Origin of the sequence: Aliivibrio finisterrensis, from assembly GCF_008933155.1 — a bacterium.
In the GTDB taxonomy this organism is placed as follows: Bacteria; Pseudomonadota; Gammaproteobacteria; order Enterobacterales; family Vibrionaceae; genus Aliivibrio; species Aliivibrio finisterrensis.
Genome location: NZ_WBVP01000025.1, coordinates 14,612 through 39,565, shown reverse-complemented (window position 1 = coordinate 39,565; position 24,954 = coordinate 14,612). Strand labels below are relative to the sequence as shown.

Annotated in this window: 25 protein-coding genes; 4 read left to right on the top strand and 21 right to left on the bottom strand. The window is 36.8% G+C overall.

All coding sequences use genetic code 11. The features are described 5' to 3' along the window. Nucleotides 1-135: 135 nt before the first annotated feature. The 16 genes from F8B77_RS15960 to F8B77_RS15840 form a co-directional block, all read right to left on the bottom strand. The gene (locus F8B77_RS15960) at nt 136-948 is read right to left on the bottom strand and encodes a phospholipase D-like domain-containing protein (RefSeq protein ID WP_151656533.1); all 813 of its coding nucleotides are present in this window, start codon (nt 946-948) and stop codon (nt 136-138) included. Nucleotides 949-1,093: 145 nt separating this feature from the next. Beyond that, nucleotides 1,094-1,504 (bottom strand): cytidine deaminase, encoded by a 411-nt coding sequence (locus F8B77_RS15955; RefSeq protein WP_151656531.1) that lies wholly within the window; start codon nt 1,502-1,504, stop codon nt 1,094-1,096. A gap of 143 nt (nt 1,505-1,647) precedes the next feature. Continuing rightward, complete coding sequence (locus F8B77_RS15950; protein ID WP_061014495.1) at nt 1,648-1,926, bottom strand: hypothetical protein; 279 nt, start codon at nt 1,924-1,926, stop codon at nt 1,648-1,650. A 1,884-nt stretch (nt 1,927-3,810) separates the two neighbouring features. Further along, nucleotides 3,811-4,236: a hypothetical protein gene (locus tag F8B77_RS15930; protein ID WP_151656529.1), complete on the bottom strand. Its 426-nt coding sequence runs from the start codon at nt 4,234-4,236 to the stop codon at nt 3,811-3,813. 303 nt (nt 4,237-4,539) lie between these two features. Then, on the bottom strand, nt 4,540-5,118 hold the full coding sequence (locus tag F8B77_RS15925) for a hypothetical protein (RefSeq protein ID WP_151656527.1): 579 nt from the start codon (nt 5,116-5,118) through the stop codon (nt 4,540-4,542). Between the two features lie 1,573 nt (nt 5,119-6,691). Continuing rightward, nucleotides 6,692-7,486, bottom strand: coding sequence for a zinc metalloprotease (locus F8B77_RS15905; protein WP_151656525.1), 795 nt, complete (start codon nt 7,484-7,486; stop codon nt 6,692-6,694). A 1,844-nt stretch (nt 7,487-9,330) separates the two neighbouring features. Beyond that, entirely contained in the window at nt 9,331-9,867 is a 537-nt protein-coding gene (locus F8B77_RS15890; RefSeq protein WP_151656524.1) for a GNAT family N-acetyltransferase, read from the bottom strand. A gap of 733 nt (nt 9,868-10,600) precedes the next feature. After that, nucleotides 10,601-10,951, bottom strand: coding sequence for a hypothetical protein (locus F8B77_RS15880; protein WP_151656522.1), 351 nt, complete (start codon nt 10,949-10,951; stop codon nt 10,601-10,603). Nucleotides 10,952-11,101: 150 nt separating this feature from the next. Next, complete coding sequence (locus tag F8B77_RS15875; RefSeq protein WP_151656520.1) at nt 11,102-11,557, bottom strand: DUF6998 domain-containing protein; 456 nt, start codon at nt 11,555-11,557, stop codon at nt 11,102-11,104. Between the two features lie 159 nt (nt 11,558-11,716). Further along, entirely contained in the window at nt 11,717-11,977 is a 261-nt protein-coding gene (locus tag F8B77_RS15870) for a DUF4282 domain-containing protein (RefSeq protein ID WP_061037554.1), read from the bottom strand. A 412-nt stretch (nt 11,978-12,389) separates the two neighbouring features. Further along, nucleotides 12,390-12,635, bottom strand: a complete 246-nt coding sequence (locus F8B77_RS15865; RefSeq protein WP_026029357.1) for a Rho-binding antiterminator — start codon at nt 12,633-12,635, stop codon at nt 12,390-12,392. 842 nt (nt 12,636-13,477) lie between these two features. Next, entirely contained in the window at nt 13,478-13,717 is a 240-nt protein-coding gene (locus F8B77_RS15860; RefSeq protein WP_151656518.1) for a hypothetical protein, read from the bottom strand. 279 nt (nt 13,718-13,996) lie between these two features. Further along, the gene (locus tag F8B77_RS15855; protein WP_151656516.1) at nt 13,997-14,539 is read right to left on the bottom strand and encodes a hypothetical protein; all 543 of its coding nucleotides are present in this window, start codon (nt 14,537-14,539) and stop codon (nt 13,997-13,999) included. Nucleotides 14,540-14,741: 202 nt separating this feature from the next. Continuing rightward, nucleotides 14,742-15,308, bottom strand: coding sequence for a hypothetical protein (locus F8B77_RS15850; RefSeq protein WP_151656514.1), 567 nt, complete (start codon nt 15,306-15,308; stop codon nt 14,742-14,744). A 135-nt stretch (nt 15,309-15,443) separates the two neighbouring features. Further along, on the bottom strand, nt 15,444-16,376 hold the full coding sequence (locus F8B77_RS15845) for a DUF2971 domain-containing protein (protein WP_151656512.1): 933 nt from the start codon (nt 16,374-16,376) through the stop codon (nt 15,444-15,446). Nucleotides 16,377-16,527: 151 nt separating this feature from the next. Next, nucleotides 16,528-17,283 (bottom strand): hypothetical protein, encoded by a 756-nt coding sequence (locus F8B77_RS15840; RefSeq protein WP_151656510.1) that lies wholly within the window; start codon nt 17,281-17,283, stop codon nt 16,528-16,530. A 94-nt stretch (nt 17,284-17,377) separates the two neighbouring features. On the opposite strand from F8B77_RS15840, the gene F8B77_RS15835 reads away from it, so the two are divergent. Both F8B77_RS15835 and F8B77_RS15825 read left to right on the top strand, forming a co-directional pair. Next, a complete protein-coding gene (locus F8B77_RS15835) occupies nt 17,378-17,572 on the top strand; it encodes a hypothetical protein (RefSeq protein WP_151656508.1) in 195 nt (64 codons plus the stop codon). Nucleotides 17,573-18,216: 644 nt separating this feature from the next. Then, on the top strand, nt 18,217-19,200 hold the full coding sequence (locus F8B77_RS15825) for an integron integrase (RefSeq protein ID WP_151656506.1): 984 nt from the start codon (nt 18,217-18,219) through the stop codon (nt 19,198-19,200). A gap of 15 nt (nt 19,201-19,215) precedes the next feature. On the opposite strand, the gene F8B77_RS15820 is transcribed toward F8B77_RS15825, so the two are convergent. Genes F8B77_RS15820 through F8B77_RS15810 form a run of 3 tightly spaced genes read right to left on the bottom strand, consistent with a single transcriptional unit; the run spans nt 19,216 to nt 20,663 of the window. Continuing rightward, nucleotides 19,216-19,389 carry a hypothetical protein gene (locus tag F8B77_RS15820; RefSeq protein ID WP_151656504.1) on the bottom strand — a complete coding sequence of 58 codons (174 nt, stop codon included), beginning with the start codon at nt 19,387-19,389 and terminating at the stop codon, nt 19,216-19,218. A 2-nt stretch (nt 19,390-19,391) separates the two neighbouring features. Continuing rightward, a complete protein-coding gene (locus F8B77_RS15815; protein WP_151656502.1) occupies nt 19,392-20,216 on the bottom strand; it encodes an HDOD domain-containing protein in 825 nt (274 codons plus the stop codon). A gap of 21 nt (nt 20,217-20,237) precedes the next feature. Further along, entirely contained in the window at nt 20,238-20,663 is a 426-nt protein-coding gene (locus F8B77_RS15810; protein WP_151656500.1) for a hotdog fold thioesterase, read from the bottom strand. A 147-nt stretch (nt 20,664-20,810) separates the two neighbouring features. Between F8B77_RS15810 and F8B77_RS15805 the strand changes: the two genes are divergently transcribed. Next, nucleotides 20,811-21,515 carry a DUF445 family protein gene (locus F8B77_RS15805; RefSeq protein ID WP_151656498.1) on the top strand — a complete coding sequence of 235 codons (705 nt, stop codon included), beginning with the start codon at nt 20,811-20,813 and terminating at the stop codon, nt 21,513-21,515. 83 nt (nt 21,516-21,598) lie between these two features. On the opposite strand, the gene F8B77_RS15800 is transcribed toward F8B77_RS15805, so the two are convergent. Both F8B77_RS15800 and F8B77_RS15795 read right to left on the bottom strand, forming a co-directional pair. Continuing rightward, nucleotides 21,599-21,796, bottom strand: a complete 198-nt coding sequence (locus F8B77_RS15800; protein WP_130043760.1) for a restriction endonuclease subunit S — start codon at nt 21,794-21,796, stop codon at nt 21,599-21,601. Between the two features lie 79 nt (nt 21,797-21,875). Continuing rightward, the gene (locus F8B77_RS15795) at nt 21,876-23,789 is read right to left on the bottom strand and encodes a methyl-accepting chemotaxis protein (protein ID WP_151656496.1); all 1,914 of its coding nucleotides are present in this window, start codon (nt 23,787-23,789) and stop codon (nt 21,876-21,878) included. A 192-nt stretch (nt 23,790-23,981) separates the two neighbouring features. On the opposite strand from F8B77_RS15795, the gene F8B77_RS15790 reads away from it, so the two are divergent. Next, entirely contained in the window at nt 23,982-24,938 is a 957-nt protein-coding gene (locus tag F8B77_RS15790; protein ID WP_151656494.1) for an AAA family ATPase, read from the top strand. Nucleotides 24,939-24,954: the final 16 nt, after the last annotated feature.

Here is a 24,954-nt window from a genome sequence, read left to right as displayed (position 1 = left end):
TGCATAACACGTTTACTACTATGCCATTATACTTAAAATTGATGCCTTAAAACGAGAAACACCCGGCAAACTGAGATTGCCGAGTGTAGTAAATCGTGTTGATGCATTTGTTATGTGTAAACAATTAAACTCACGTTAACTTTTTTTATGAGCCTGTTTTAATTGAATAAATTGTTGGGAAAAATCTTCCGCTAACTCTCGACTTTCAGTAATAGTTATACTTTCGTTATTATATTTTGCGTTATTAGTCCAATTATATGAACCATGTACGACCTTTTTTATATCAATCACGCAAAATTTGTTATGCATTAGTTTTTTACCCCATTGTGATAATGGAGCTACTTTATAATATTCAACACCTCTTGAACCGAAATCTAAGCCATACTTTGCAGTAGTTTCATCGTCATTAACAATAACTTGAATATTTAACCCTGCCTTATGTCGTTGAAGCAATTCATTTCCAATATCTTTATCGGTAAACCAAGCCATCGCAACCCAAATTGAAAATTTTGCATTTCTTATATTATTAATAATTTGTTCGTGAATCGCCTGAAAGTGAGCTTCTACATCAACTTTATCTTCCATCTCTGCACCAGAGACTTTGTAAACGCCCGAGCTATTTTTCTCTAACTGATATCCGTCATGCATTATTATTTTATTAATACAATCTGCGATTTCTTCATAATTTGAAGATCTTCGACTATCAACTAACCCTTCGATCATTGGTTTAAATTGAGCTGTACCATTTAATGCTTTTAACGTAGTAACTGCATAATCTTTACGGCTACCTCCATTAGGTAATCCACCATTACCATAGGAGTAGACATCTCGAACACCAAATAAATTAAAGAACTTAACCATTTCACTGCCACTTAAATACGGCGCAGGAGAATCATCACCAGTAACGAACGCTTTCAATGTCTCAATCGAAAAATCAGAAATTTCCATTTATACCCTTAAGCTAGAAAAAACACATAACGCCTGCATAACACGTTTGCTACGATACAGACCTAACTGAATTTTAGCGCCTTAATCACTGAAACTAAAGGCAAACTGACAACGCCGAGTGTAGCAAATCGTGTTGATGCATTTGTTATAACGCTTCACCATTGACTAACGACCAATGATTTGGCATTAACTCTCTCAACGACTTAAATACTAAAGCATTATCAGGTGTTGTTATCGCAGCTTGAACATTACCGCCCCAGTGCACTAATCGTTCTTGACAAATTCCACAAGGTGACAAAATTAGAAACTCACTATTTTCATCCTCTCGGCATATACAAAGAGAATGAGTCACTACTTCATTTAGTTTATGAGCCTCTAAATACGCCCCAACTTCCATACAAAGAGATAACCCGTCATTTTTCACATCAGGAGCGACGCTAGTTAAAATTTTACCTGATTCAGTACGTACCGCAGCAGCACCTCCCCAACCATTAGGATAGCGAGATTCAATAAGCTCTACAGCCGATTTATAAAGTAACTTACCTATATCATCCATAATATTTCATATCCCCTTTGCGTTATAACGCCTGCATAACACGTTTGCTACGATACAGACTTAGCTGAATTTTACTGCCTTAATCACTGAAACTAAAGACAAACTGACAACGCCGAATGTAGCAAATCGTGTTGATGCATTTGTTATGCGCGATCTCTAATTTTCAATTCTTTTTTAAAACTCGATTCCTGTATATACCAGAAAACTAATACAATAAACGGTGAAAATAAAATGATAAAAATGAAATTACTCATATTGTCATAGAAAAATGAACCAGGCCAAACATTGTCATCCATAATGAAAAAACCAATTACTCGTCCAATAAATATTGCTAACGACATAATTAAGCTTTGCACAACAACATATCTAAGCTGGCCTTTTTCCTTAATTTTAGCCCAACGATTAAATTGCTTTTGATTCATAGAACCTCCTAAAAATAAGAACCGTATTTAATATTACAGACTTAGCGCATAACGCTGGCATAACACGTTTATTACCATACAAACCAACCTGAATTAACCGCCTTAATCACAAAACCTAAGACAAACCCAGAACGCCGAATGTAATAAATCGTGTTGATGCGATTGTTGTGCGTGCTTACTTTCGGCTTGGCCAACTTGGTAAAGAACTGCCCTGCCAATATTTTCTAAGTCCTAATTTTAATTTACCAATGCCAATTAAGCGAACAAAATGTTCTTAAATTGCGAGATAAAGTGAATGGAAAACAGATACATTTTTTACGCCATTTGTACTGTTTGGTTTCAACAAGTTTGGAACTGAAAAACCAAATATATTAGCCACAATTGGGATTAAAAATGCTGAGAGTAAAACACTGATGCAAATTCAAATGAGGCATAAGCAAAGAACAATTGAAGCATAAAAATGCCTCTAAAACGCCTGAACTTAGGGAAATAAGGGCTAATTTGCCGAACCTGATAATACGAAAACTAAAAGGCAACAAAGAAGAAAGGAACGCTTACTAAGCCGAAACTACGAAAGCCGCGATCCTTTTGATGAACCGTGCAAAAAATTTCGGACTCAGTACGCACAACGCTGGCATAACACGTTTATTACTATGCAAACCAACCTGAATTAACCGCCTTAATCACAAAACCCAAGGCAAACCAAGAACGCCGAGTGTAATAAATCGTGTTGATGCGATTGTTGTGCGTGCTTACTTTCGGCTTGGCTAGCTTGGTAAAGAACTGCCCTGCCAAGATTTTCTAAGCTCTGATTCTAATTTACCGATAGCAATTAAGCGAACAAAATGTTCTTAAATTTCAAGATGAAGTAAATGGAAAACAGATACATTTTTTACACCATTTGAACGGCTTGGTTTCAGCTAGTTTGGAACTGATAAACCAAATATCCTAACCACAATTGGGATTGAAAATGCTGCGAACAAAACACTGATACAAACTAAAATGAGGCATAACCAAAGAACAATTGAAGCGTAAAATAGCCGCTGAAACGCCTGAACTTATGGAAATAATGGCTAATTTGCCGAACTTGATGATACGAAAACCAAAAGGCAACAAAGAAGAAATTCGCTTACTAAGCCGAAACTACGAAAGCCGCGATCCTTTTGATGAACCGTGCAAAAAATTTCGGACTCAGTACGCACAACGCCGCAATAACACGTGCGAAAGACCGACTTACAAAACCAATTATACTCCAAACCGCGAATGCCGAATGTAAATAGCATCGTGTTGATTGCTTTGTTATACGAGCCTTGCTTTCGCTCCAATTAACTTGGTAAAGAACTGATTTACCAAGATTTGCTGTAAATTGAGTTTAATTAGGCTGGCTCAATTAAGCGAGCAAAATATCCAATCAACAGCAATAACTGTGAAACGAAGCAATCCCTTTTTCTTACACCATTTGTACGATTTGGTTTCAGCCAGTTTGGAACTGATAAACCAAATATCCTAACCACAATTGGGATTGAAAATGTTGAGGGAAAAACACTGATGCAGGCTAAAATGAGGCATAACCAAAGAACAATTGAAGCGTAAACTAGCCGCTGAAACGCCTGAATTTAGGGCAATAATAGTTCAATGCCGAACCTGATGAAACGAACACCAAAAGGCAACAAAAAAAAGGAAAACCACCCTACTTTCACACCTAAAAAACTAATGGTTCAATCGCTGAACTGAACCAAAAAATGCATTCTCCGAGTTCGTATAACGCCTGCATAACACGTTTGCTACGATACAGACTTAACTAAATTTACCACTTAATACGGTAAACCCAAAGAAAACCTAGAATGCCGAATGTAGCAAATCGTGTTGATGCATTTGTTATGTTTAATTTGACTTGAAATGCTTAAAGTCTTCTTTTCTCAACAGCGTATTGCTAACAACTTTACGAGAAAGAAGATCTTTGCGAATAGCAGCAACAAACAAGCCAACAGCTTCCTCTTTTTCCACATCGCTGCGAGGCATTTGGCCATCTTTCACAGTATCTAAAAACGCATACGCCTTTTTAATAACGTCGTCAGGACAATAAAGCCAACATTGGTTAACCTCTCTGATAAATTGTGACTTTAGTTTTCGAGCCTCTTCTGGATCTGCACCCGAATAAAAACCTTGTAGGCATCTTAATAACTCTTTGTAAGACTCTTCTTTCCGCTGATATTGTTCCCAAACACGCTTTCGCCATTCATTTACAAACCACGCGATTACAGCCCCAAATAAGGGAGCAGCAAACTTCCAAAACTCTATTGATAACATGATATTTTCCATTAAACATAACGCCTGCATAACACGTTTGCTACGATACAGACTTAGCTGAATTTTAACGCCTTAATCACTGAAACTAAAGGCAAACTGACAACGCCGAATGTAGCAAATCGTGTTGATGCATTTGTTATGTTTTAGACAACATTCTTGGTTTACTTGGCAAAGAACAAAAATACTAATGATGATTTCCTAAACTAATTACAGTCTCGTTACTTAAAAACCGACACCTCTTGGCAAGTAACAGTAATGCCATTATTATACCTGCTAAGAGCAACTCAACGACCACCCTTAAGATTAAATTCGACAGGAATAAAATTTCTTTAAATCACTTCCTGTTAACTCTGGGTACAATGGTAAAAGCTCTTCTAGAGAAAAGAGCGTATTACCTAAGGGCTGATACATTGCTTCGATCAACGAACGATTCCCAGATATTAGTACATAAATAGCTGTAGACATACCGTATTCTTCGATATCTTGAAAAAGAAAACTCACGCTCTCTTTCTTCATATTGATAAACACCTCACCAGTATCAGCATCTACCCCATTGAAACTCCAATATCTAGATAGTTCATATATAGCTGTTGGCATAAAGAAAGCATCTAAGTATAAAGATGGTTCTGACTTCAACCTGTCGATAATAGCAAACTTGACTACTCGAGTCCTTGCAAAAGCATTCGAACCATCTTCGTAATCAAAATGGATGTCGAGATGTTTTTTTATCCAATTATCCCGCATCTCTCCCAGTTCGTTAAAATTTACAACCTGCTTTTTTTTATCGACAAAGCTATTGTATAAGTCCCCACACCCATCCATCTCGGAAGCGTCAATCGAAAGAGATAGAAAAAGAAGTAACCATATTTTAAATCTAATCATCTACTTATTAACCCCAATTGTTGGCGAAAGCCATAAAGAGTATGTTGAGATATTCCCAGCATTACTGAACACATAAGGAATTATGCCTAATTCCATTATCTTGCCAATAGTTTTGATAAATTTTACCAGTGATGTTCACAATAAGTGCCTCTAGCAGTGTTCGCAACATTTGACTTGGCGTTAATGAATGGACCTAATATTACCTTGTGGATTTGCAGAAAAGAACAAGGTTGAAAACCGTCGTGGGTAACAAGGTGAAAACAACGGATCTTAATTGAAAACATAACGCCTGCATAACACGTTTGCTACGATACAGACTTAGTTGAATTTTACTACCTTAACCACTGAAACTAAAGGCAAACTGACAACGCCGAATGTAGCAAATCGTGTTGATGCATTTGTTACACGATCTTTGTCAACACTTCCATTAACTTGGTAAAGAATTGATTTACCAAGATTTACTGTAAACTGAGTTTAATTAGACTGGCTCAATTTAGCGAGCAAAATATCACATCAACGACAAAAACTGCGAGATGAAACAATCCCTTTTTCTTACACCATTTGTACGATTTGGTTTCAGCCTGTTTTGAGCTAATAAACCAAATATCCTCACCACAATTGGGATTGAGAATACTACGAGGAAAACACTGATTCAGGATAAAATGAGGCAAAACCATGAACAATTGAAGCGTGAATTAGTTTCTGAAATCCATGAACTTTTGGCAATAATGGTCAATTGCCGAACCTGATGAAATGAAAGCTAAAAGGCAACAAAGAAAAAGGAAACCCACCCTACTTTCACACCTAAAAAACTAATGGCTCAATCGCTGAACTGAGCCAAAAAACTGCGATCTTAGAGTTCGTGTAACGCCTGCATAACACGTTTGCTACGATACAGACTAAACTGAATTTTACTGCCTTAATCACTGAAACTAAAGGCAAACCGACAACGCCGAATGTAGCAAATCGTGTTGATGCATTTGTTACACGATCTTTGTCAACGCTTCGCTTTAATTGGTAAAGAACTGATTTACCAAGATTTACTGTAAACTAAGTTTAATTAGACTGGCTCAATTTAGCGAGCAAAATATCATTTCAACGGCAATAACTGTGAAACGAAACAATCCCTTTTTCTTACGCCATTTGTACGATCTGGTTTCAGCAAGTTTTAAGCTGATAAACCAAATATCCTCGCCACAATTGGGATTGAAAATACTGAGAGCAAAGCACTGATGCAGAATAAAATGAGGCAAAACCATGAACAATTGAAGCGTGAAGTAGCTTCTGAAATCCATGAACTTTTGACAATAATGGTCAATTGCCGAACCTGATGAAATGAAAACTAAAAGGCAACAAAGAAGAAGAGAAACCACCCTACTTTCACATCTAGAAATCGAATGGTTCTATCGCCGAACTGAGCCAAAAAACTGCAATCTTTAGTTCGTGTAACGCCTGCATAACACGTTTGCTATCATGCAGATTAAGCCAAATTTACCACTTAACACGGTAAACTAAAAGAAACCTAGAATGCCGAATGTAGCAAATCGTGTTGATGCATTTGTTAGCTGCGTATTCAATCTTCACTTAATTTACTCAAAGCATAATCTCTAAGTACTTTTGCATTGTCTGCATAATCTTTATGGCCACATACTATCCCAGAGTATGTGATCTCAGGTGAAGAATAAAATGGATGAATATCATCTGCATAAGCCATGACCGTTCCTTTCCCACCGCAAATGTACCCATACGAATACTTTTTAACTGTTTGATGAAACGATAAAGGCTCCCACATATTTAAATCAAACGGTCTCCCTTCTGTTTGATATGATAATGTTTCAACATCATGATTAGCTCCAATCAAATGACCTAATTCATGTTCTAAAACATATTCAGCACTTCGAATATTAATAATAAAAAACTGAGAGTTAACTGAAGCATGAGTTGAGCCAGTGAAATCAAATGAAAATTCAGAAAATTTATCATCATAAATTACACCATAGTATCTTGTTGACTCTTTTGATGCTTGTTCAACTAACTTTGGATAATAGTATTCCAGTAGATTATGGGCTAAAACCGTAGATTCTACTTCCCGACCAAGTAGCTCATCTACATAAATGATACCCACACTCTTCCTTATCATCGGAATGCATGAATTAATTAAAGTTTTATTTGAAAAATTTAACCAACTCTTAATATAACCCTCAATAACAAATGGAGAATAATTATCTCTTACCGATTTTGATACAAAAAATGTAATCGGTGTTTCTAGTAACTTCCCCTGTTTACATATCGAAGATTGGAATTCTTCCTCCGCAAAAGTAGAAAAAGTTAAAATCGAACCTAATATGAATATTAACCTTACAATCATTTTTACCACTCCCTTTTAGCAGCTAACGCCGCAATAACACGTGCGAAAGACCGACTTACAAAACCAATTACACTCCAAACCGCGAATGCCGAATGTAAATAGCATCGTGTTGATTGCTTTGTTATACGAGCCTTGCTTTCGCTCCAATTAACTTGGTAAAGAACTGATTTACCAAGATTTGCTGTAAATTGAGTTTAATTAGACTGGCTCAATTAAGCGAGCAAAATATCCAATCAACGACAATAACTGTGAAACGAAACAATCCTTTTTTCTTACGCCATTTGTACGAATTGGTTTCAACAAGTTTGGAACTGATAAACCAAATATCCTAACCACAATTGGGATAGAAAATGCTAAGAGGAAAACACTGATGCAGTGTTAAAATGAGGCATAACCAAAGAACAATTGAAGTGTGGATTAGTTTCTGAAACGCCTGAATTTAGGGCAATAATAGTTCAATGCCGAACCTGATAAAATGGAAACCAAAAGGCAACAAAGAAAAAGGAAAACCACCCTACTATCACACCTAAAAAGCTAATGGTTCAATCGCTGAAGTGAACCAAAAAACTGCATTCTCAGAGTTCGTTTAACGCCGCAATAACACGTGCGAACGACCGACTTACCAAACCAATTATACTCTAAACCGCGAATGCCGAGTGTAATAGCATCGTGTTGATTGCTTTGTTATACGAGCCTTGCTTTCGCTCCAATTAACTTGGTAAAGAACTGATTTACCAAGACTTGCTGTAAACTGAGTTTAATTAGACTGGCTCAATTAAGCGAGCAAAATATCACTTCAACAGCAATAACTGTGAAACGAAACAATCCCTTTTTCTTACACCATTTGAACGATTTGGTTTCAGCCAGTTTGGAACTGATAAACCAAATATCCTAACCACAATTGGGATTGAAAATGCTGAGAGAAAAACACTGATGCAGGCCAAAATGAGGCATAACCAAAGAACAATTGAAGCGTGGATTAGTTTCTGAAACGCCTGAATTTGGGGCAATAATAGTTCAATGCCGAACCTGATAAAACGAACACCAAAAGGCAGCAAAGAAAAAGGAAAACCACCCTACTTTCCCTCCTAAAAAGCTAATGGTTCAATCGCTAAACTGAACCAAAAAACTGCATTCTCAGAGTTCGTATAACGCTGGCATAACACGTTTATTACCATGCAAACCAACCTGAATTTAACTGCCATAATCACAAAACTAAAGGCAAATCCAGAACGCCGAATGTAATAAATCGTGTTGATGCGATTGTTGTGCGTGCTTACTTTCGGCTTGGCTAGCTTGGTAAAGAACTGCCCTGCCAAGATTTTCTAAGTCCTGATTCTAATTTAGCGATAGTAATTAAGCGAACAAAATATCCTTAAATTGCGAGATGAAGTAAATGGAAAACCAATACACTTTTTACACCATTTGAACGACTTGGTTTCAGCGAGTTTGGAACGGATAAACTAAATATACTCGCCACAATTGGGATTGGAAATCCTGCGAGGAAAACACTGATGCTGACTAAAATGAGGCATAACCAAAGAACAATTGAAGCGTAAATTAGCTTCTGAAACGCCTGAACTTAGGAAAATAAGGGTTAATTTGCCGAACCTGATAATAACGGAAACCAAAAGGAAACAAAGAAGAAAGGAACACTTACTAAGCCGAAACTACGAAAGCCGCGATCCTATTGATGAACCGTGCAAAAAATTTCGGACTCAGTACGCACAACGCCTGCATAACACGTTTACTACTATGCAATTATACTTAATATTGACGCCTTAAAACGAGAAACACCCGACAACCTGAGACGCCGAGTGTAGTAAATCGTGTTGATGCATTTGTTATGCCTTTACCCACTCCGCGTGCAATACTGAAAAAACTACCGTGTCCCACCATTGGTTTTTAAAGAATCGATGCTCACGAAAATGAGCTTCTTTCTGCATACCTAGTGATTCACATAATTTAATTGCCGCTACATTTTTACTAATTGTTTCTGCGTACAGTCGGTGAACGTTTAATTCACGAAAACCAAAATCAGCTAATGCAATTGCAGCTTCTTGCATTAAACCTGAACCTTGGCACTTTCTCAACAAACCACAACCAATTGATGCCTGAAAATCAGATTCTAAGCGTAAACAAACCGTACCAATAAACTCTCCACTCTTTTTGTCCTCAATCGCTAATTGAAACGAATGTCGTGGACTTTCAACTGATTGTTCAATAAATAATTTTGTTAGTTCTTTATATTTATCGGGTTCACAATCTGACTCATTATAAAAACGTTGGTATTTGGTATCTTGAGACATAGCAACAAAGTGCGCTTCATCTTCAGGCATCATATCGCGTAAAATAAGATTATCCGTATCAATTCTAAACATTAACTTCCTTTTTTATTCGTAGGCATAACGCCTGCATAACACGTTTGCTACGATACAGACTTAGCTGAATTTTACTGCCTTAATCACTGAAACTAAAGGCAAACCGATAACGCCGAGTGTAGCAAATCGTGTTGATGCATTTGTTACACGATCTTTGTCAACGCTTCGCTTTAATTGGTAAAGAATTGATTTACCAAGATTTACTGTAAACTGAGTTTAATTAGACTGACTCAATTAAGCGAGCAAAATATCATTTCAACGGCAATAACTGTGAAACGAAACAATCCCTTTTTCTTACACCATTTGTACGATTTGGTTTCAGCCAGTTTGGAACGGATAAACCAAATATCCCAACAACAATTAGGATTGATAATGCTGAGAAGAAAACACTGATGCAGGATAAAATGAGGCAAAACCACGAACAATTGAAGCGTGAATTAGTTTCTGAAACCCATGAACTTTTGACAATAATGTTTAATTGCCGAACCTGATGAAATGAAAACTAAAAGGCAACAAAGAAAAAGGAAATCCACCCTACTTTCTCGCCTAAAAAACTAACGGCTCAATCGCTGAACTGAACCAAAAAACTGCTATCTTTAGTTCGTGTAACGCCGCAATAACACGTGCGAACGACTTACTTACCAAACCAATTATACTCTAAACCGCGAATGCCGAGTGTAATTAGCATCGTGTTGATTGCTTTGTTATACCCGTACTAAAATCGCCCTCAAAACTAGGAAGTAACCAATAATAAAATACTACCTAAGAATGCTGGGATTCCTGAGATAAACATAACCAAACCAAACTGATAATTCAGTCTTTTTTGTTCATGAAAATCAGACTCAAAATCATGATTAGAAACCATTTTCATTGTTTTATTTGAAGCTGGGTCTTGCGCCCAATTACAACTTTGGCTATTTCCATCCCAAGTTAATTTAGCTATTCCCCAGATAATAATCACGATAAAGAATAGAAAATCCATCAAACTTGTTGAGTTGAAAAAGGGGACATATTTGGAAAGAATGAATACGATTAAAACAGCTAATAGGTTAGTAATAACAACCACTTTCAACAGATTTAGCATAGATATTCTTCCTTAATTGACCTTTTAGGGTATAACGCCTGCATAACACGTTTGCTACGATACAGACCTAGCCGAATTTTAACGCCTTAATCACTGAAACTAAAGGCAAACTGACAACGCCGAGTGTAGCAAATCGTGTTGATGCATTTGTTATACCCGTTGTTGAATTTTCTCATTCATAGGAACGTCTAGCGACAACTCTCTAAGTCGTTTAATTGGGAAAGATAATAATTTTTCACCAAAGCCTTTCCTGTGGGAGTATTCGGCTTCGATATATGAACCTGGGCCATTAAAAATTTCTTCATACGTTCCATTTTCAAAAATTTTTATACCAATATAATAATCAGATACTTTCTTAAACGTTAACGAATCTTTAAAAGTAGCTTTAATTTGCACCCTTCGACCACAATCAGTTTCACCATCATAATCTTTTGCCATACCATCGTATAACGACAATGAATAATCTCTTTCTACAATGGTTTCACCAATATCCCCGACCAAACGCCCATCAATAGTAAATTCTTTTTTAGGTTGCGCCTTTTTTAAGGACTCAATACCAGAAAAGATATCTTTAAGTGCTAATTCAATAACTTCCGTTGTTGCCATAATTTCCTCCTGAGGGTATAACGCCTGCATAACACGTTTACTACTATACAATTATACTTAATATTGACGACCTAAAACGAGAAACACCCGACAACCTGAGATGCCGAGTGTAGTAAATCGTGTTGATGCAATTGTTATGTTCGTTTCAAACTGGACAGATTAATCTTTTTCAACATCTGATTTATTCGCAATCTTTTGAAGATTTTCGTGAATTTTGAATAATACTATTAATAGCTCACACCAAATTCTTGCACCTATTGCACCACCAAGGATGATGCCTAAACCACCAAGAAAATTTTTCTCGTAACCAGCAAACATTGTAGCTAAACCTGAAACAACCGCTGACGCTAATAATAACCAATAAACGACAGTTATTATCTTTGGTGTAAGCATTGAATCAAAAAAGAAGATATCTTTCATTTTACAATTTCCATATATAATTAAAAGTATAATAAGCTCAAGAGCTTAGCCGTAACCAACTGAACAATTACGGTTTAATTTATATTCGAATTAATAATGATTGGCTACAAATACTGTATTACTATGATTTAATAAATGAATTTTTTTGAAGTACGCCGCGATTTTACTTTAAAAAAGAAGAACATAACGCCTGCATAACACGTTTGCTACCATGCAGATTAAGCCTAAATTTACCACCTAATACGGTAAACTCAAAGAAACCTAGAATGCCGAATGTAGCAAATCGTGTTGATGCGATTGTTATGTGTGTTCTTATAAGCCAAATAATTCCCTCTCAAAGGGATCGCAGTAATACTAAAAAATAGATGACTCAAATAAACCAACTCACAGAAATATTATGAATATCTAGAGATTATTTAAAGATAACCTCAGAAAAATGTGGATTATCAATTAAAACTTCCAGTTTAGAGATACCATCCAATTCAACTAGAATTTCAGTTTCATTAGCATTGAGTTTGATACATTCATTCTTACTTTCATTACGTGATGTATCAAGAGCAACGCCTTTGATAGACTCGCCCACTTTCATCGTTAACCTAACTGGATATCGGTATAAGCAGACGATTTCAATATAATCATATTCATTGCAACTTATCATAAGACTTACCTCTGAAGATGGATAACCTACTTTAAGGCTGAATACTGGTTATTGCAATAATCTCAAAAAAACACATAACGCCTGCATAACACGTTTGCTACGATACAGACTAAACTGAATTTTACTGCCTTAATCACTAAAACTAAAGGCAAACTGACAACGCCGAGTGTAGCAAATCGTGTTGATGCATTTGTTACACGATCTTTGTCAACGCTTCCATTAACTTGGTAAAGAATTGATTTACCGAGATTTACTGTAAACTGAGTTTAATTAGACTGGCTCAATTAAGCGAGCAAAATATCATTTCAACGGCAATAACTGTGAAACGAAACAATCCCTTTTTCTTACGCCATTTGTACGACTGAGTTTCAGCCAGCTTGGAACTGATAAACCAAATATCCTAACCACAATTGGGGTTGAAAATGCTAAGAGGAAAACACTGATACAGAATAAAATGAGGCATAACCAAAGAACAATTGAAGCGTAAATTAGCCGCTGAAACGCCTGAATTTAGGACAATAATAGTTCAATGCCGAACTTGACGAAATGAAAACCAAAAGGCAACAAAAAAAAAGTAAAACCACCCTACTTTCACGCCTAAAAAACTAACGGCTCAATCGCTGAACTGAGCCAAAAAACTGCGATCTTAGAGTTCGTGTAACGCCTGCATAACACGTTTGCGACCATGCAGATTAAGCTCAAATTTACCACTTAATACAGTAAACTCAAAGAAACCTAGAATGCCGAATGTAGCAAATCGTGTTGATGCATTTGTTATGTAATTTATGCGATGGCAGTGCAAATTGGAAAACACAACCCAAGCTGATAATAAAACTTAGTTACTAATTTAAACCCAGTTTAATGAATTTATCTTTCAGGGCTATTAGAGAGGAGTCTAGATGTGACTCCAATTCATCCAAAGAAGAAAAGTTTGTCTTATTTTTGTCATTATAATTTTTCAAAATCTTTAGGATTTCGGCTTCATGCTCACACTTTTGCCTCTCTTTCGCATCATCTATAGACTTATCAAAGGTCGCTAAAGTTTCAGCAGCTAAATCAAAAAAATCACTAATCTTACTCATAACGTCACTCACTGAATATTCAAATTAACATCTACCATATCATAAATATCAAACTAACAGTTAACCCTCACAACTAATAAATGGTGCATCACCAGGTAAAAGCTACTTTAGGAAATTTAAATTCATTTTAAGGGTGATATGCCTAAAATTACATAACGCCTGCATAACACGTTTGCTACGATACAGACTTAGCTGAATTTTACTGCCTTAATCACTGAAACTAAAGGCAAACCGACAACGCCGAATGTAGCAAATCGTGTTGATGCATTTGTTATACCGCTACCTAACCTGTACCCATTTTTTCTTACTTTCGACTGAACGTTCAATTTTAATATCTTTAACTAAACTATTAATCGCCTTGGTAAACTCAGATCTAGGTAACTTCAATTTGTCTTGTAACGGAGCTAATTCAGTTGGTTGCTTCAGACTATTATAGATTTTATCTTCTGCTGATTTAGAAACAATAGACACTACGACATCAGGCTTAGTCCGAATAGCTTCACAGTTACCACCTAATAAATCACATTGAAACTTAAATGCTGAAATCAGATTCTCATCATTACTAAAAAGTTCGAACGTGATTAAATTAAGCTCTTTTCGACTAAGTGAGACTAACGTCCTCGATAGATACGCGATAATATGAAAATCAGCCTGATTTGCCCCTTCTGGATAGTCAGACAGGCATAAATATAATAATTTCTCACAGGTTTGCTTAATTGACTCAATCCTTGAAAATACAAGTACTTTATCAACAATTGAAGCTTTAATTTTTTCGAGTTCTTTCAAGCCAACATTTTCAGCATCGACAAATATTATTTTCACCTACTGCCTCCTAACTAATTATTTTTTATGACATTACGACAATAAGTATAAAGAAACAAATTATAAAAGAATGCGATTCAGCTTCCATTCAGAGATTTGCGGTATAACGCCGCAATAACACGTGCGAACGACTTAATTACCAAACCAATTATACTTCAAACCACGAATGCCGAGTGTAATTAGCATCGTGTTGATTGCTTTGTTATGTGATTTCTTCAATTATCGCACTGACTGTCATCTTTTGAATTGCTTCCCCATATGCTGGTTTACATATGACTAGAATTTGGGGATCCAACTCAATACCTCGATTTAAGGCTCTTTCAATTAAGGTGAAAATCCTATCAATGGAGCTGTTTACACAATGAAATATCACCATTTCATAGCGATAATTAACTCTGAGTTCCGAAAGTTTTTGCAGATCACTTACCAGTTCATCAAGAGATAATGGTGAAGTCACTTTAACTTCAATAGCAACCAACTGATGATCTGCATTCCCTGGAGAATGGAAAAGAAAATCTGGCATTCGCCTACTTTGAAGTGGCAAAATTTCCAGTACTTGAGCCTCTTCATCCGGTACGATTGATTTTACTAATTCAGAATGCAAAAACACATTCTCAATTTGACCATATTGCCTTTCATAAGCATACATCGCTACGCGTACAAAATGATAAAGCTCATAGCAATATACCCTTTCTGCATAACCAAAGTAACCATTACCAACTCGATCTATTGCATACTCAAGCCATTGTAGAAACAACCGTGAATTCATTTACTTACTCCAATCACATAACGCCTGCATAACACGTTTGCTACGATACAAACCTAGCTGAATTTAACGCCTTAATCACTGAAACTAAAGGCAAACTGACAACGCCGAGTGTAGCAAATCGTGTTGATGCATTTGTTAGGCGATTTTTTCGAACACCATTTCATAGCGCTGCTGACATAATTTAGACATATTAACATTCCCTCTTAAGTTCTTATACTTATCCATTACTTGCCCATTTGATAATAAGCTTTTTATATCTATTTGAGATTTACATCCTAAGTAAATACCTGTAATGCTATCTGGCTTAACTTTATAAAAATGGAATATTGATTTCATTTCTTTTTTTAGCGTTGACATCAATTCTTGCCTTTTAAAGCTACGTTCTAGATCTTTTTTAAAATCATTTGAGTGTTCATGGTAATTCGTTAATTTAAGTAACCTTGGATTAAAACTAGCTTTTTCAAATGAAAAACCAAAACCACTTAAAGTTAATCTTGTTTCTTCACTATCTGCTATACAAATAATGTCTGCGCTATTTAACTCACAAAGAAACCGATACTCTTTTTCATAACTCCAAGCCTCTGCTTTAGTAAAAGACAAATGAGCTTTTAAATCTAAAAATAACTCATAACCTGGAGTATTAAACACTTCATTATCAGGTTCTCTTTCAAGACGATATTTTACGCGGTCAAATAAATATTTATTATCATATATAGACTCAAGGAAGCCACGTTGTAACATTTTTTGTTCCGTGTTAAATTCAACGTCAAATGTAAATTCTATTACTGCTCCTTTGTGTTCATCTGCATAATGAGACCACATCAATAAATTAGATTTTGTTTCAGATAGAGATATTACCCCACTATCTGATGTTCTAAGATCAAAGAATCGAGCTACATCATTAAATAAATATGATCCCGTATACACTTTTGAAAATTCATCTAAAGTTATTAAATTTGGTTGCAATTCAAATGGATCATTTAAATCATGTGCCGGAGTACACCTGAGCATAGGATTCTCAAGGAAACTTTTTATATGTGGAGTATATTTATATAGCTTTACTTTCATTTTGCCTCCAAACTAGATCGCCTAACGCCTGCATAACACGTTTACTACGATACAGACCTAACTGAATTTTAACGCCTTAATCACTGAAACTAAAGGCAAACTGACAACGCCGAGTGTAGTAAATCGTGTTGATGCATTTGTTATATGCAAATCACCATTGACTAAGATCGAACCCAAGCATGAATGCAGCCTTATCTAAATTTCTAAACTCTTTTTGATTAAAATCAACTGTATCAAGCTCGGCCATATAACGAATAAACCAAGACGCTTTCTTATTCGCTAACATTTTCCTCTTTTCATTTGGGCTTTTATAAAGTTGAAGTAAGTCAACTGCAGGCTTTTCCATAACTCTTATACGAATTTTTCCATCGCTATTTTTTACATTGCCACCAAACGTTAATAATCCTTTACTGATAATTTGTAACTCTAGCTTCTCTTTGTCGGTTATGGTATTACAGAAATCTAACAATACTTGATTAATAAATGCTGCAACTCTTGAATCATAGATCGTAGTGTACTGAAACATAAAAGAATAAACTTTAGTCCACCCACTTGACCAAATTACTTTAAAGTTCGGTTCACTAAGATTATTATCATCTTCAAACCACTTTTTAGCTTTATTCAAGTAACATCTTAAGTCACCTTTCCGATGAAGCTTTAAAGCAGATAATATATTTGATTTTTGAACATCACCCCAATCAAAGATTTCAATACAAGTTATGAGTAGATCTTTGTCATCAGCTAAGCTTTTAGCATCAAGTATATTGATAGGTAAATCAATAGATACTTGATATTCACTTTCACCAATATAATTGTATTTACATCCAGCATCGTGGATCGAGTTGAATTCAGTCGTTAATTGATCGTTATAATTAATCCTGAAATTCCTATTTGATACTGAATTCAAATAAAAATAATTGAACCCTAATCTTTCTAGCTTATTTTTAAAGTCATTGTAATTAATACCGCATCCCCCCTTGCATATAACGCTTGCATAACACGTGCTAACGACCAACTTTACCAAACCAATTACACTTCAAACCAAAAACGCCGAATGTAATAAGCATCGTGTTGATGCGATTGTTGTGCGTGCTTACTTTCGGCTTGGCCAGCTTGGTAAAGAACTGCCCTGCCAAGATTTTCTAAGCCCTAATTTTAATTTACCGGTAGTAATTAAGCGAACAAAATGTTCTTAAATTGCGAGATAAAGTAAATGGAAAACAGATAAATTTCTTACGCCATTTGAACGGCTTGGTTTCAACAGATTTGGAACTGATAAACCAAATATCCTTTCCACAACTGGGATTGAAAATACTGAGAAGAAAACACTGATGCAAACTAAAATGAGGCATAACCAAAGAACAATTGAAGCATAAAATAGCTTCTGAAACGCCTGAACTTAGGGAAATAAGGGCTAATTTGCCGAACCTGATAATACGGAAACCAAAAGGCAACAAAGAAGAAATTCACACTTACTAAGCCGAAACTACGAAAGCCTCGATCCTTTTGATGAACCGTGCAAAAAATTTCGGACTCAGTACGCACAACATTTAATTATACCCATCACATTCGTAATCTCTACCGAATATATTCCACCACTACAATAACACTATATTCTACTTTAAAACCAACGACCTAACAGCCAAAACACCATAAAAGTCAAAAACAATATACGATAATGATTCGTATATCCCACTTTTCAATCTTACTCCATGTAATTGATTAAAATAACAATTCCAACAAAACTCTATGTACCTTACAAATATGCGAACCCACATTGCAGGTCAAATTCCAGTGACTACAATTCAATCATCATCAATTAACCAATAAAGTTACAATCATGGATATCCCACTAGATCTCAAACCCGATTCACAACGATTTACCGACCAAATACGAATATTCATTCGTACACGATCAATGGCCTACAATACTGAAAAACAATACATCTATTGGATAAGCTGTTTTATTAGGCATAATAATTACACCTCAAAAGAAGACATTAATGTCTTTGATATACCAGAATATCTTGAACACCTTGTTGTAAAACAAAACGTTTCACCCAACACTCAAAAAACGGCTCTTAACGCCCTAGTCTTCCTATGTCGTGAGTTTTTACAGCAATCAGTCGATAACTTGGATTTCAAGCGCTCCAAAAAGGCAACCAAACTACCTACCGTTTTCACTCATAGTGAAGCAATGGCTGTTATAAATGAGCTTAAACATCCAACAAAGCTTATTGCACAACTTATGTATGGCAGTGGTTTACGAATTAATGAAGCCCTACGATTAAGGGTTGATGACATTGACTTAATACATAAAACACTCACAGTACGAAGCGGGAAAGGGAATAAAGACAGAACCACTGTGCTACCAGAAAGCATTATTAAAGAGCTTAAAACACAATTAGCCTTTGTAAAACAGCAACACCAAATGGATGCTATAAATGGAGATGATGAAGTCTACCTTCCTTTTGCTATCGCCGAAAAGTACCCTCAACGAGCTAAAAGTTATGGGTGGCAATATGTATTTCCATCTAAACAAATCAGCAAAGATCCTCGTTCGGGTAAGCGACGACGTCACCATATATTAGATAGAAGCGTACAAAAGCAAGTAACAATCGCAATTAGAGCAGTAGAAATAGACAAAAAAGCCAGTTGTCACACATTTAGACACAGCTTTGCTACAAGAATTTTAGAGCGCGGAGGAGATTTAAGAACAATACAAGAATTATTGGGTCATTCTGATATCAAAACGACCCAAATTTATACACATGTTATTGGTTTACATTTTTCAGGAACTAAAAGCCCACTCGATTTTGATTAAATACATTTTTAAAATCTACATCTCATATTGGCGATGTTTTAGTGAGTAAAAAATAGCTTTTACTGCTTTCGCCAAAAAAATAACTGCGATAATAACCAACACTTTACTGATAATAAAATCAGGGGCTAAATATGAAATAATGGCAAAAAAAGCACCAATCAACGCCGATAACATCCAGTCTTTTTGCATGTTTACATTACCAACCGAGCCATTTCAATACCAGATCCTTTCACATTATCAATATTTTCAATAATAGCTGTATTAACAGATAAAATATCTATTTCAATCTGTTCAGATAACCACACCGATTTTGCATCTAATGTTGGTAAATCATCCCAATTACGATTAATCGCATTAGCTAAACGCACCGTTGCAGCTAATGGTGAATAAATATTATCGACTTTTGGTTCATACTGTTCAGAAATCGCAAATACCAATTCTTCAGAAAAGCTCCAGCTTTCCGCTAACTTTGCACCAAGAATGGCACTATCTGTACCAATTGTTGAGCGTTGCGCTGCTACTTTAGAACTGCCCGCTTCCATTTTTTCAAAAATAGTTGGAACTTGCTCAGACATTACCGTGTAGATCATCAAATCGCCGATGTTGTGTAACATACCCGCAGTAAAGGCTGCATTAGGGTTTACATCACAGCTTTGTGCTATTGCTTTACTCAGGATTGCTACTTCAAACGTCTCTTGCCAGAACGCTTCTAAATCGATGACTTCTACGTATGGGAAGGCACTAACTAAAGAAGAGGCAATGATTAACGTTTTTAATGGCTCAAGCCCAAGGCGGACAACCGCTTGGTCAACTGATGACACACTTTTACCACGAGAAAAATGTGCAGAGTTTGCCAAACGAATAACACGAGCACTAACCACTTGTTCCATTGAAATAGTACGAGCTAACTCTTGAAGTTCTACTTCTGGGTCATTCACAAGTTCCATCATCTCACGGATCACTTTAGGGATCTTTGGTAGCTCATGAGCATGACTTAAAATTTCATTTTGTTCCATTATTCTTCTCCACAACAGCCGCTACTTTTTCTTTTTCATCACAGCAACCGTAAAGCGGCTGGTACAAACTAAGCGTTCTCGTTGATCTTTAATTTCAATTAGCCAAACTTGCGTGGTTGCACCTAAGTGCACCGGTCTTGCTGTGGCATAAACAGTACCTTCTCGGACTGCTCGAATATGATTGGCGTTAATATCCAACCCCACACAATACTTTGTGTCATCGACACACCAATTAGCAGCAATAGATGCAACTGATTCAGCTAACGCGACAGAAGCCCCCCCATGTAGCATTCCTAACGGTTGATGCACCACGGCATTTACAGGCATCGATGCTGTAATAGAATCTGCATCGTAATGACAATATTCGATATTTAATGCTTCCATTAATGTATTACGAGATGTGGCGTTTAATATAGCCAAATCCATCGGACGCTTCCAAATACTCATAACTTAGCCTCTAGTGCATGTGCTTATTGTGTCTTGTGCTATTTTACACTCAACAATCCAGATCAAAAACACATTTTCACTTGTTGTCAGCTTTTAGTAGCTGATAAACTTCACAAAATTTTCCTCTTCTAACTACACAGGCTTGATATGTTAAATAAAAGCATGATAACAAACTTGATGTCACTACTCTTGTTAGTTATTGGTTACTGCATGCAACAAAATACATTGTACTATATTGGCTTATTTGCCTTCTCTGGTGCGCTTACTAACTGGCTTGCCATTCATATGTTGTTTGAGAGGGTTCCAGGTTTATACGGCTCTGGTGTTATTCCTGCGCGATTCGAAGAATTTAAAGCCAGTATTAAACGTTTAATGATGGAGCAATTTTTCACTAAAACTAACGTAGATAAGTTTTTATCAAAAGAAATGGCCTCGGCGACGAATATCAATCTTGAGCCTGTGATTGAAAAAATTGACCTATCTCCTGCGTTTGATTCTTTAGTTGAGGTGATCATGAATTCTCAATTTGGTGGCATGTTAGCAATGATGGGCGGCAGTGAAGCCATTCAACCTATGCGTGAACCTTTTATTGAAAAGATGAAAGTATCGATAACAGAGATCAGTCAACAAGAGCAGTTTAAGAACGCACTAAAAGACGAACTAGAAAGCCCAGCGATGATGGATGACATCCAAATTACGATTGAAGAGATCATTGATCAAAGATTAAATGAACTGACACCAAAATTAGTGAAAGAGATGGTGCAAGATATGATTAAAAAGCACCTTGGCTGGCTTGTGGTTTGGGGCGGCATCTTTGGTGGCGTGATTGGTTTACTCTCAACGCTTATCTAATCTTCCTTCATCGAATACAAAAATGCCAGCACGAATGCTGGCATTTTATTAGGTATTGTATAAAAACAGAGTACTTCTGTTAATTAATGAAGCGGAGCTTGTGTTTCGTTAAACTTGCCAAAATGCGCTTCTAACGCTTCAGGAGTTAGTTCTCCTGCTTCTTCAAGACGCTTTAGTTCTGCAACAATCGCTTTTTGCTCTTCGATTGAAGGCAATGCCACTTCAGGTTTATCCGATTCTTGCTGAATCATATCTTGCAGTTCTTTTTCAAAATCACTCATGATTATTTTCTCAATTCATATAAAACAATTGACGTTATTCTACAAGAAATCGCATAAAAAGGTAAACCTAAGCGAGCGCTTATACTTTAAAAGCACCAACTAATTGATCTAATCGTTGTGAAAGTGCATTCAGCTGCTGACTTGAATCCGCTAACTCTTGAGCAGTTGCTGTCGTTAACTCATTAATACCATTGATCTCTTCGATATTCTGGTTAATAGTGTACACCACTGTTGATTGCTCTTCTGTTGCCGTTGCTACTTGGGTATTCATGTCTGATATATCAGTGATACTTAACGCAATACCCGCTAATACTTCAGTGGCATTATCTGCCGATGACACTCCACGAGCCGTAACGGTATGACTTGCTTCCATTGCGTTTACTGCGTTTTGAGCTTCCGTTTGCAGCTGATCAATCATTTTCTGAATTTCATCAGTTGATTCTGAAGTACGACTTGCTAGCTGACGAACTTCATCGGCAACGACAGCAAATCCACGACCATGCTCACCAGCACGTGCAGCTTCAATGGCTGCATTCAATGCTAATAGGTTAGTTTGATCTGAAATACCACGGATAACATCTAGGATTGAACCAATGTCTTGTGTCGTTCCTGCAAGTTGTTCCACCACATGACTCACTTGAACCAAATCACCTTCAAGCTGGGTAATCGCATCACGAGATCCAATCACAGTTTGGCGGCCATCTTGCGTACTTACCTCTGCCTTACTTGCTGATTGTGCTGCGCTTGCGGCATTAGAGGCGATCTCATGAATCGTTGACCCCATTTGGTTAATAGCAGTTACTACTTGCAAAGTTTGATCGCGCTGCATTTCACTGTTATCACGTGTTGATGTTGCTTTGAGTGCAACATTTTCAGCAGTAGTATGTAAAACATGACCCGTTTCTACGACTTCGGATACGGTATTATGAATTTTCTCAACAAAGCTATTAAAGCCTTTTGATAAATCGGCTATTTCATCATTACCTTTGATTTCGATACGATGAGTTAGATCACCTTCACCTTCTCCTAATTCACTGAATCGACATGACAGATCATTAAGTTTATTGGTAATAGAACCTGCCCCCCAAATTGCCAGAGTAATAAATACGGCAATAATAACAACAATCCACATTACGATATCTTGAGTTGAGCTATGAAGACTTTCAAATACTTCATCGACAGGAACTTCAGTAACAATAAACCACTCCATTGAAGGAATGTAATGCGATGCAATGAAGATCTCTTGGCCATCTTTCATTATACGGCTTAAGTTGAAGTTTTGTTTGGTAAGTAAAACGGAAGCTTCTTGAGATCCAACCACATCACTAATAGATTGCTTACCCATGATGCTATTATTTTTATGGATCTTAATATCGCCATTACCATCCATTAAATAGACAAAACCGGTCTTCTCAATTCGAAAGCCATTCAGTAGCGATACCATGTCATCTAGCGATTTCGAGAGTCCCGCCATAGACACACCATTCAATTGCTGAAAGTTAACGAAAAGTTTAACCTCACCATTTTGCTCAGTGAATACATTCAGCATTCGCTCAGGGCCACCTTGAGTAAAACCAAAGAACCAAGCATCTTGTTGTTGTGTTAATTGACGTAAGAAACCGTCTTGGTTCCAATAATTAGCACTCTTACGGTTAGCTACCGAAGCGTCATTCAATTGATGTTGTTGCTTTAACTGATTAAGTTGAGCGATAAGAATGGTTTGATGTTCAGGAGAGATGGTTGGATCTGAAATAGCGTCGATGATGAAAGGGTTATTTGCCATCTGTTCAGCAGCAGAGGAGATCACCGCAACTTCTTTATCTACCTCACCACCAATTTGGTTAAGAATGGTTGGCAGTTCAAGAGTGGTTAACCGCTCATCTAATGTTTCGAATGCTTTTTTTTGGGCTACAATACCCACAAGTGTAGTTGAGGCAATAATCGCAATTACAATGCCGGCGACGAGTTTCTGTTTAATTGTTAGATTAATCATAATTTTTCCACAGCTAAAATAGACCGTTTATATAACGACTATTGTTCACATTCCTTTAATAAATAGTTACTATTTAATTTATTACCTAGATAGTTGAGTAATTCAAATTAAACTCTATCTTATTAAGGAACTAATGTGATTTATATTAGTCACAAAGAAATAATTACTACCTAATCCTGACATGGGTGATATATGACAGCGTTAAAAATTCAACAATTGCAAACTTATCTTGAATCTCAAGTGATTGGTCAACCTGCGCTTGTTAAGCAGTTATTAATAGCTTTACTTGCTGATGGTCACATTTTAGTTGAAGGCCCTCCAGGTCTAGCTAAGACACGTGCCGTGAAGATTCTGGCCGATTCTATTGAGGGGGATTTCCACCGCATTCAGTTCACCCCAGATCTATTGCCTTCAGATTTAACGGGGACGGATATTTACCGCCAAGAAACGGGAGAGTTTACTTTCCAACCTGGCCCTATTTTTAATTCATTGGTGTTAGCCGATGAAATCAACCGTGCACCAGCGAAAGTGCAAGCGGCAATGCTAGAAGCAATGGCTGAAAAACAAATCACGGCCGGTCGTAACACGTATCAATTACCAGATCTTTTCTTGGTGATGGCAACACAGAACCCGATTGAACAAGAAGGGACATACCCTCTACCAGAAGCACAACTTGACCGTTTTTTAATGCATTTGGATGTTGATTACCCGGGCTCAGAAGACGAATTAGCTATCCTGCGTTTAAACCGTGGTGAAGCCCTAGGAGAGCAAGCTGAGAAACCACAGCCTTTAGCACAAAGTGAAATATTTAAAGCGCGTAAAGAAGTACTGTCGATTTACATGGCGCCAGAAATTGAGCAATACATTATTCGTATTACCATGGCAACGCGTAAGCCTGAGCAATACTGCCAAGACTTAGCTAAGCAATTAGAGATGGGCGTGAGTCCCCGTGCGACGCTAGCGCTTGATCGCTGCGCTCGTGCACATGCATGGTTAGCTGGTCGTGATTTTGTTAGCCCTGAAGATGTGCAAGTAATGGCCTACCCTGTGTTACGCCATCGTCTGTTATTAAGCTTTCAAGCACAAGCTGAAGGGACGACTGCAAATAAAGTGGTTGAACGATTATTACAAATGGTTGCGGCGTCTTAACCCCGTAAAGTAATTA

Excerpts from the sequence above, each read along its gene's own strand:
- F8B77_RS15930 (WP_151656529.1), bottom strand. The coding sequence starts at position 4,236 with ATGTTATCAATAGAGTTTTGGAAGTTTGCTGCTCCCTTATTTGGGGCT.
- F8B77_RS15955 (WP_151656531.1), bottom strand. The coding sequence starts at position 1,504 with ATGGATGATATAGGTAAGTTACTTTATAAATCGGCTGTAGAGCTTATT.
- F8B77_RS15960 (WP_151656533.1), bottom strand. The coding sequence starts at position 948 with ATGGAAATTTCTGATTTTTCGATTGAGACATTGAAAGCGTTCGTTACT.
- F8B77_RS15860 (WP_151656518.1), bottom strand. The coding sequence starts at position 13,717 with ATGAGTAAGATTAGTGATTTTTTTGATTTAGCTGCTGAAACTTTAGCG.
- F8B77_RS15875 (WP_151656520.1), bottom strand. The coding sequence starts at position 11,557 with ATGGCAACAACGGAAGTTATTGAATTAGCACTTAAAGATATCTTTTCT.
- F8B77_RS15880 (WP_151656522.1), bottom strand. The coding sequence starts at position 10,951 with ATGCTAAATCTGTTGAAAGTGGTTGTTATTACTAACCTATTAGCTGTT.
- F8B77_RS15795 (WP_151656496.1), bottom strand. The coding sequence starts at position 23,789 with ATGATTAATCTAACAATTAAACAGAAACTCGTCGCCGGCATTGTAATT.
- F8B77_RS15850 (WP_151656514.1), bottom strand. The coding sequence starts at position 15,308 with ATGAATTCACGGTTGTTTCTACAATGGCTTGAGTATGCAATAGATCGA.
- F8B77_RS15790 (WP_151656494.1), top strand. The coding sequence starts at position 23,982 with ATGACAGCGTTAAAAATTCAACAATTGCAAACTTATCTTGAATCTCAA.
- F8B77_RS15815 (WP_151656502.1), bottom strand. The coding sequence starts at position 20,216 with ATGGAACAAAATGAAATTTTAAGTCATGCTCATGAGCTACCAAAGATC.
- F8B77_RS15805 (WP_151656498.1), top strand. The coding sequence starts at position 20,811 with ATGTTAAATAAAAGCATGATAACAAACTTGATGTCACTACTCTTGTTA.
- F8B77_RS15800 (WP_130043760.1), bottom strand. The coding sequence starts at position 21,796 with ATGAGTGATTTTGAAAAAGAACTGCAAGATATGATTCAGCAAGAATCG.
- F8B77_RS15950 (WP_061014495.1), bottom strand. The coding sequence starts at position 1,926 with ATGAATCAAAAGCAATTTAATCGTTGGGCTAAAATTAAGGAAAAAGGC.
- F8B77_RS15810 (WP_151656500.1), bottom strand. The coding sequence starts at position 20,663 with ATGAGTATTTGGAAGCGTCCGATGGATTTGGCTATATTAAACGCCACA.
- F8B77_RS15825 (WP_151656506.1), top strand. The coding sequence starts at position 18,217 with ATGGATATCCCACTAGATCTCAAACCCGATTCACAACGATTTACCGAC.
- F8B77_RS15820 (WP_151656504.1), bottom strand. The coding sequence starts at position 19,389 with ATGCAAAAAGACTGGATGTTATCGGCGTTGATTGGTGCTTTTTTTGCC.
- F8B77_RS15845 (WP_151656512.1), bottom strand. The coding sequence starts at position 16,376 with ATGAAAGTAAAGCTATATAAATATACTCCACATATAAAAAGTTTCCTT.
- F8B77_RS15925 (WP_151656527.1), bottom strand. The coding sequence starts at position 5,118 with ATGATTAGATTTAAAATATGGTTACTTCTTTTTCTATCTCTTTCGATT.
- F8B77_RS15865 (WP_026029357.1), bottom strand. The coding sequence starts at position 12,635 with ATGATAAGTTGCAATGAATATGATTATATTGAAATCGTCTGCTTATAC.
- F8B77_RS15905 (WP_151656525.1), bottom strand. The coding sequence starts at position 7,486 with ATGATTGTAAGGTTAATATTCATATTAGGTTCGATTTTAACTTTTTCT.
- F8B77_RS15870 (WP_061037554.1), bottom strand. The coding sequence starts at position 11,977 with ATGAAAGATATCTTCTTTTTTGATTCAATGCTTACACCAAAGATAATA.
- F8B77_RS15890 (WP_151656524.1), bottom strand. The coding sequence starts at position 9,867 with ATGTTTAGAATTGATACGGATAATCTTATTTTACGCGATATGATGCCT.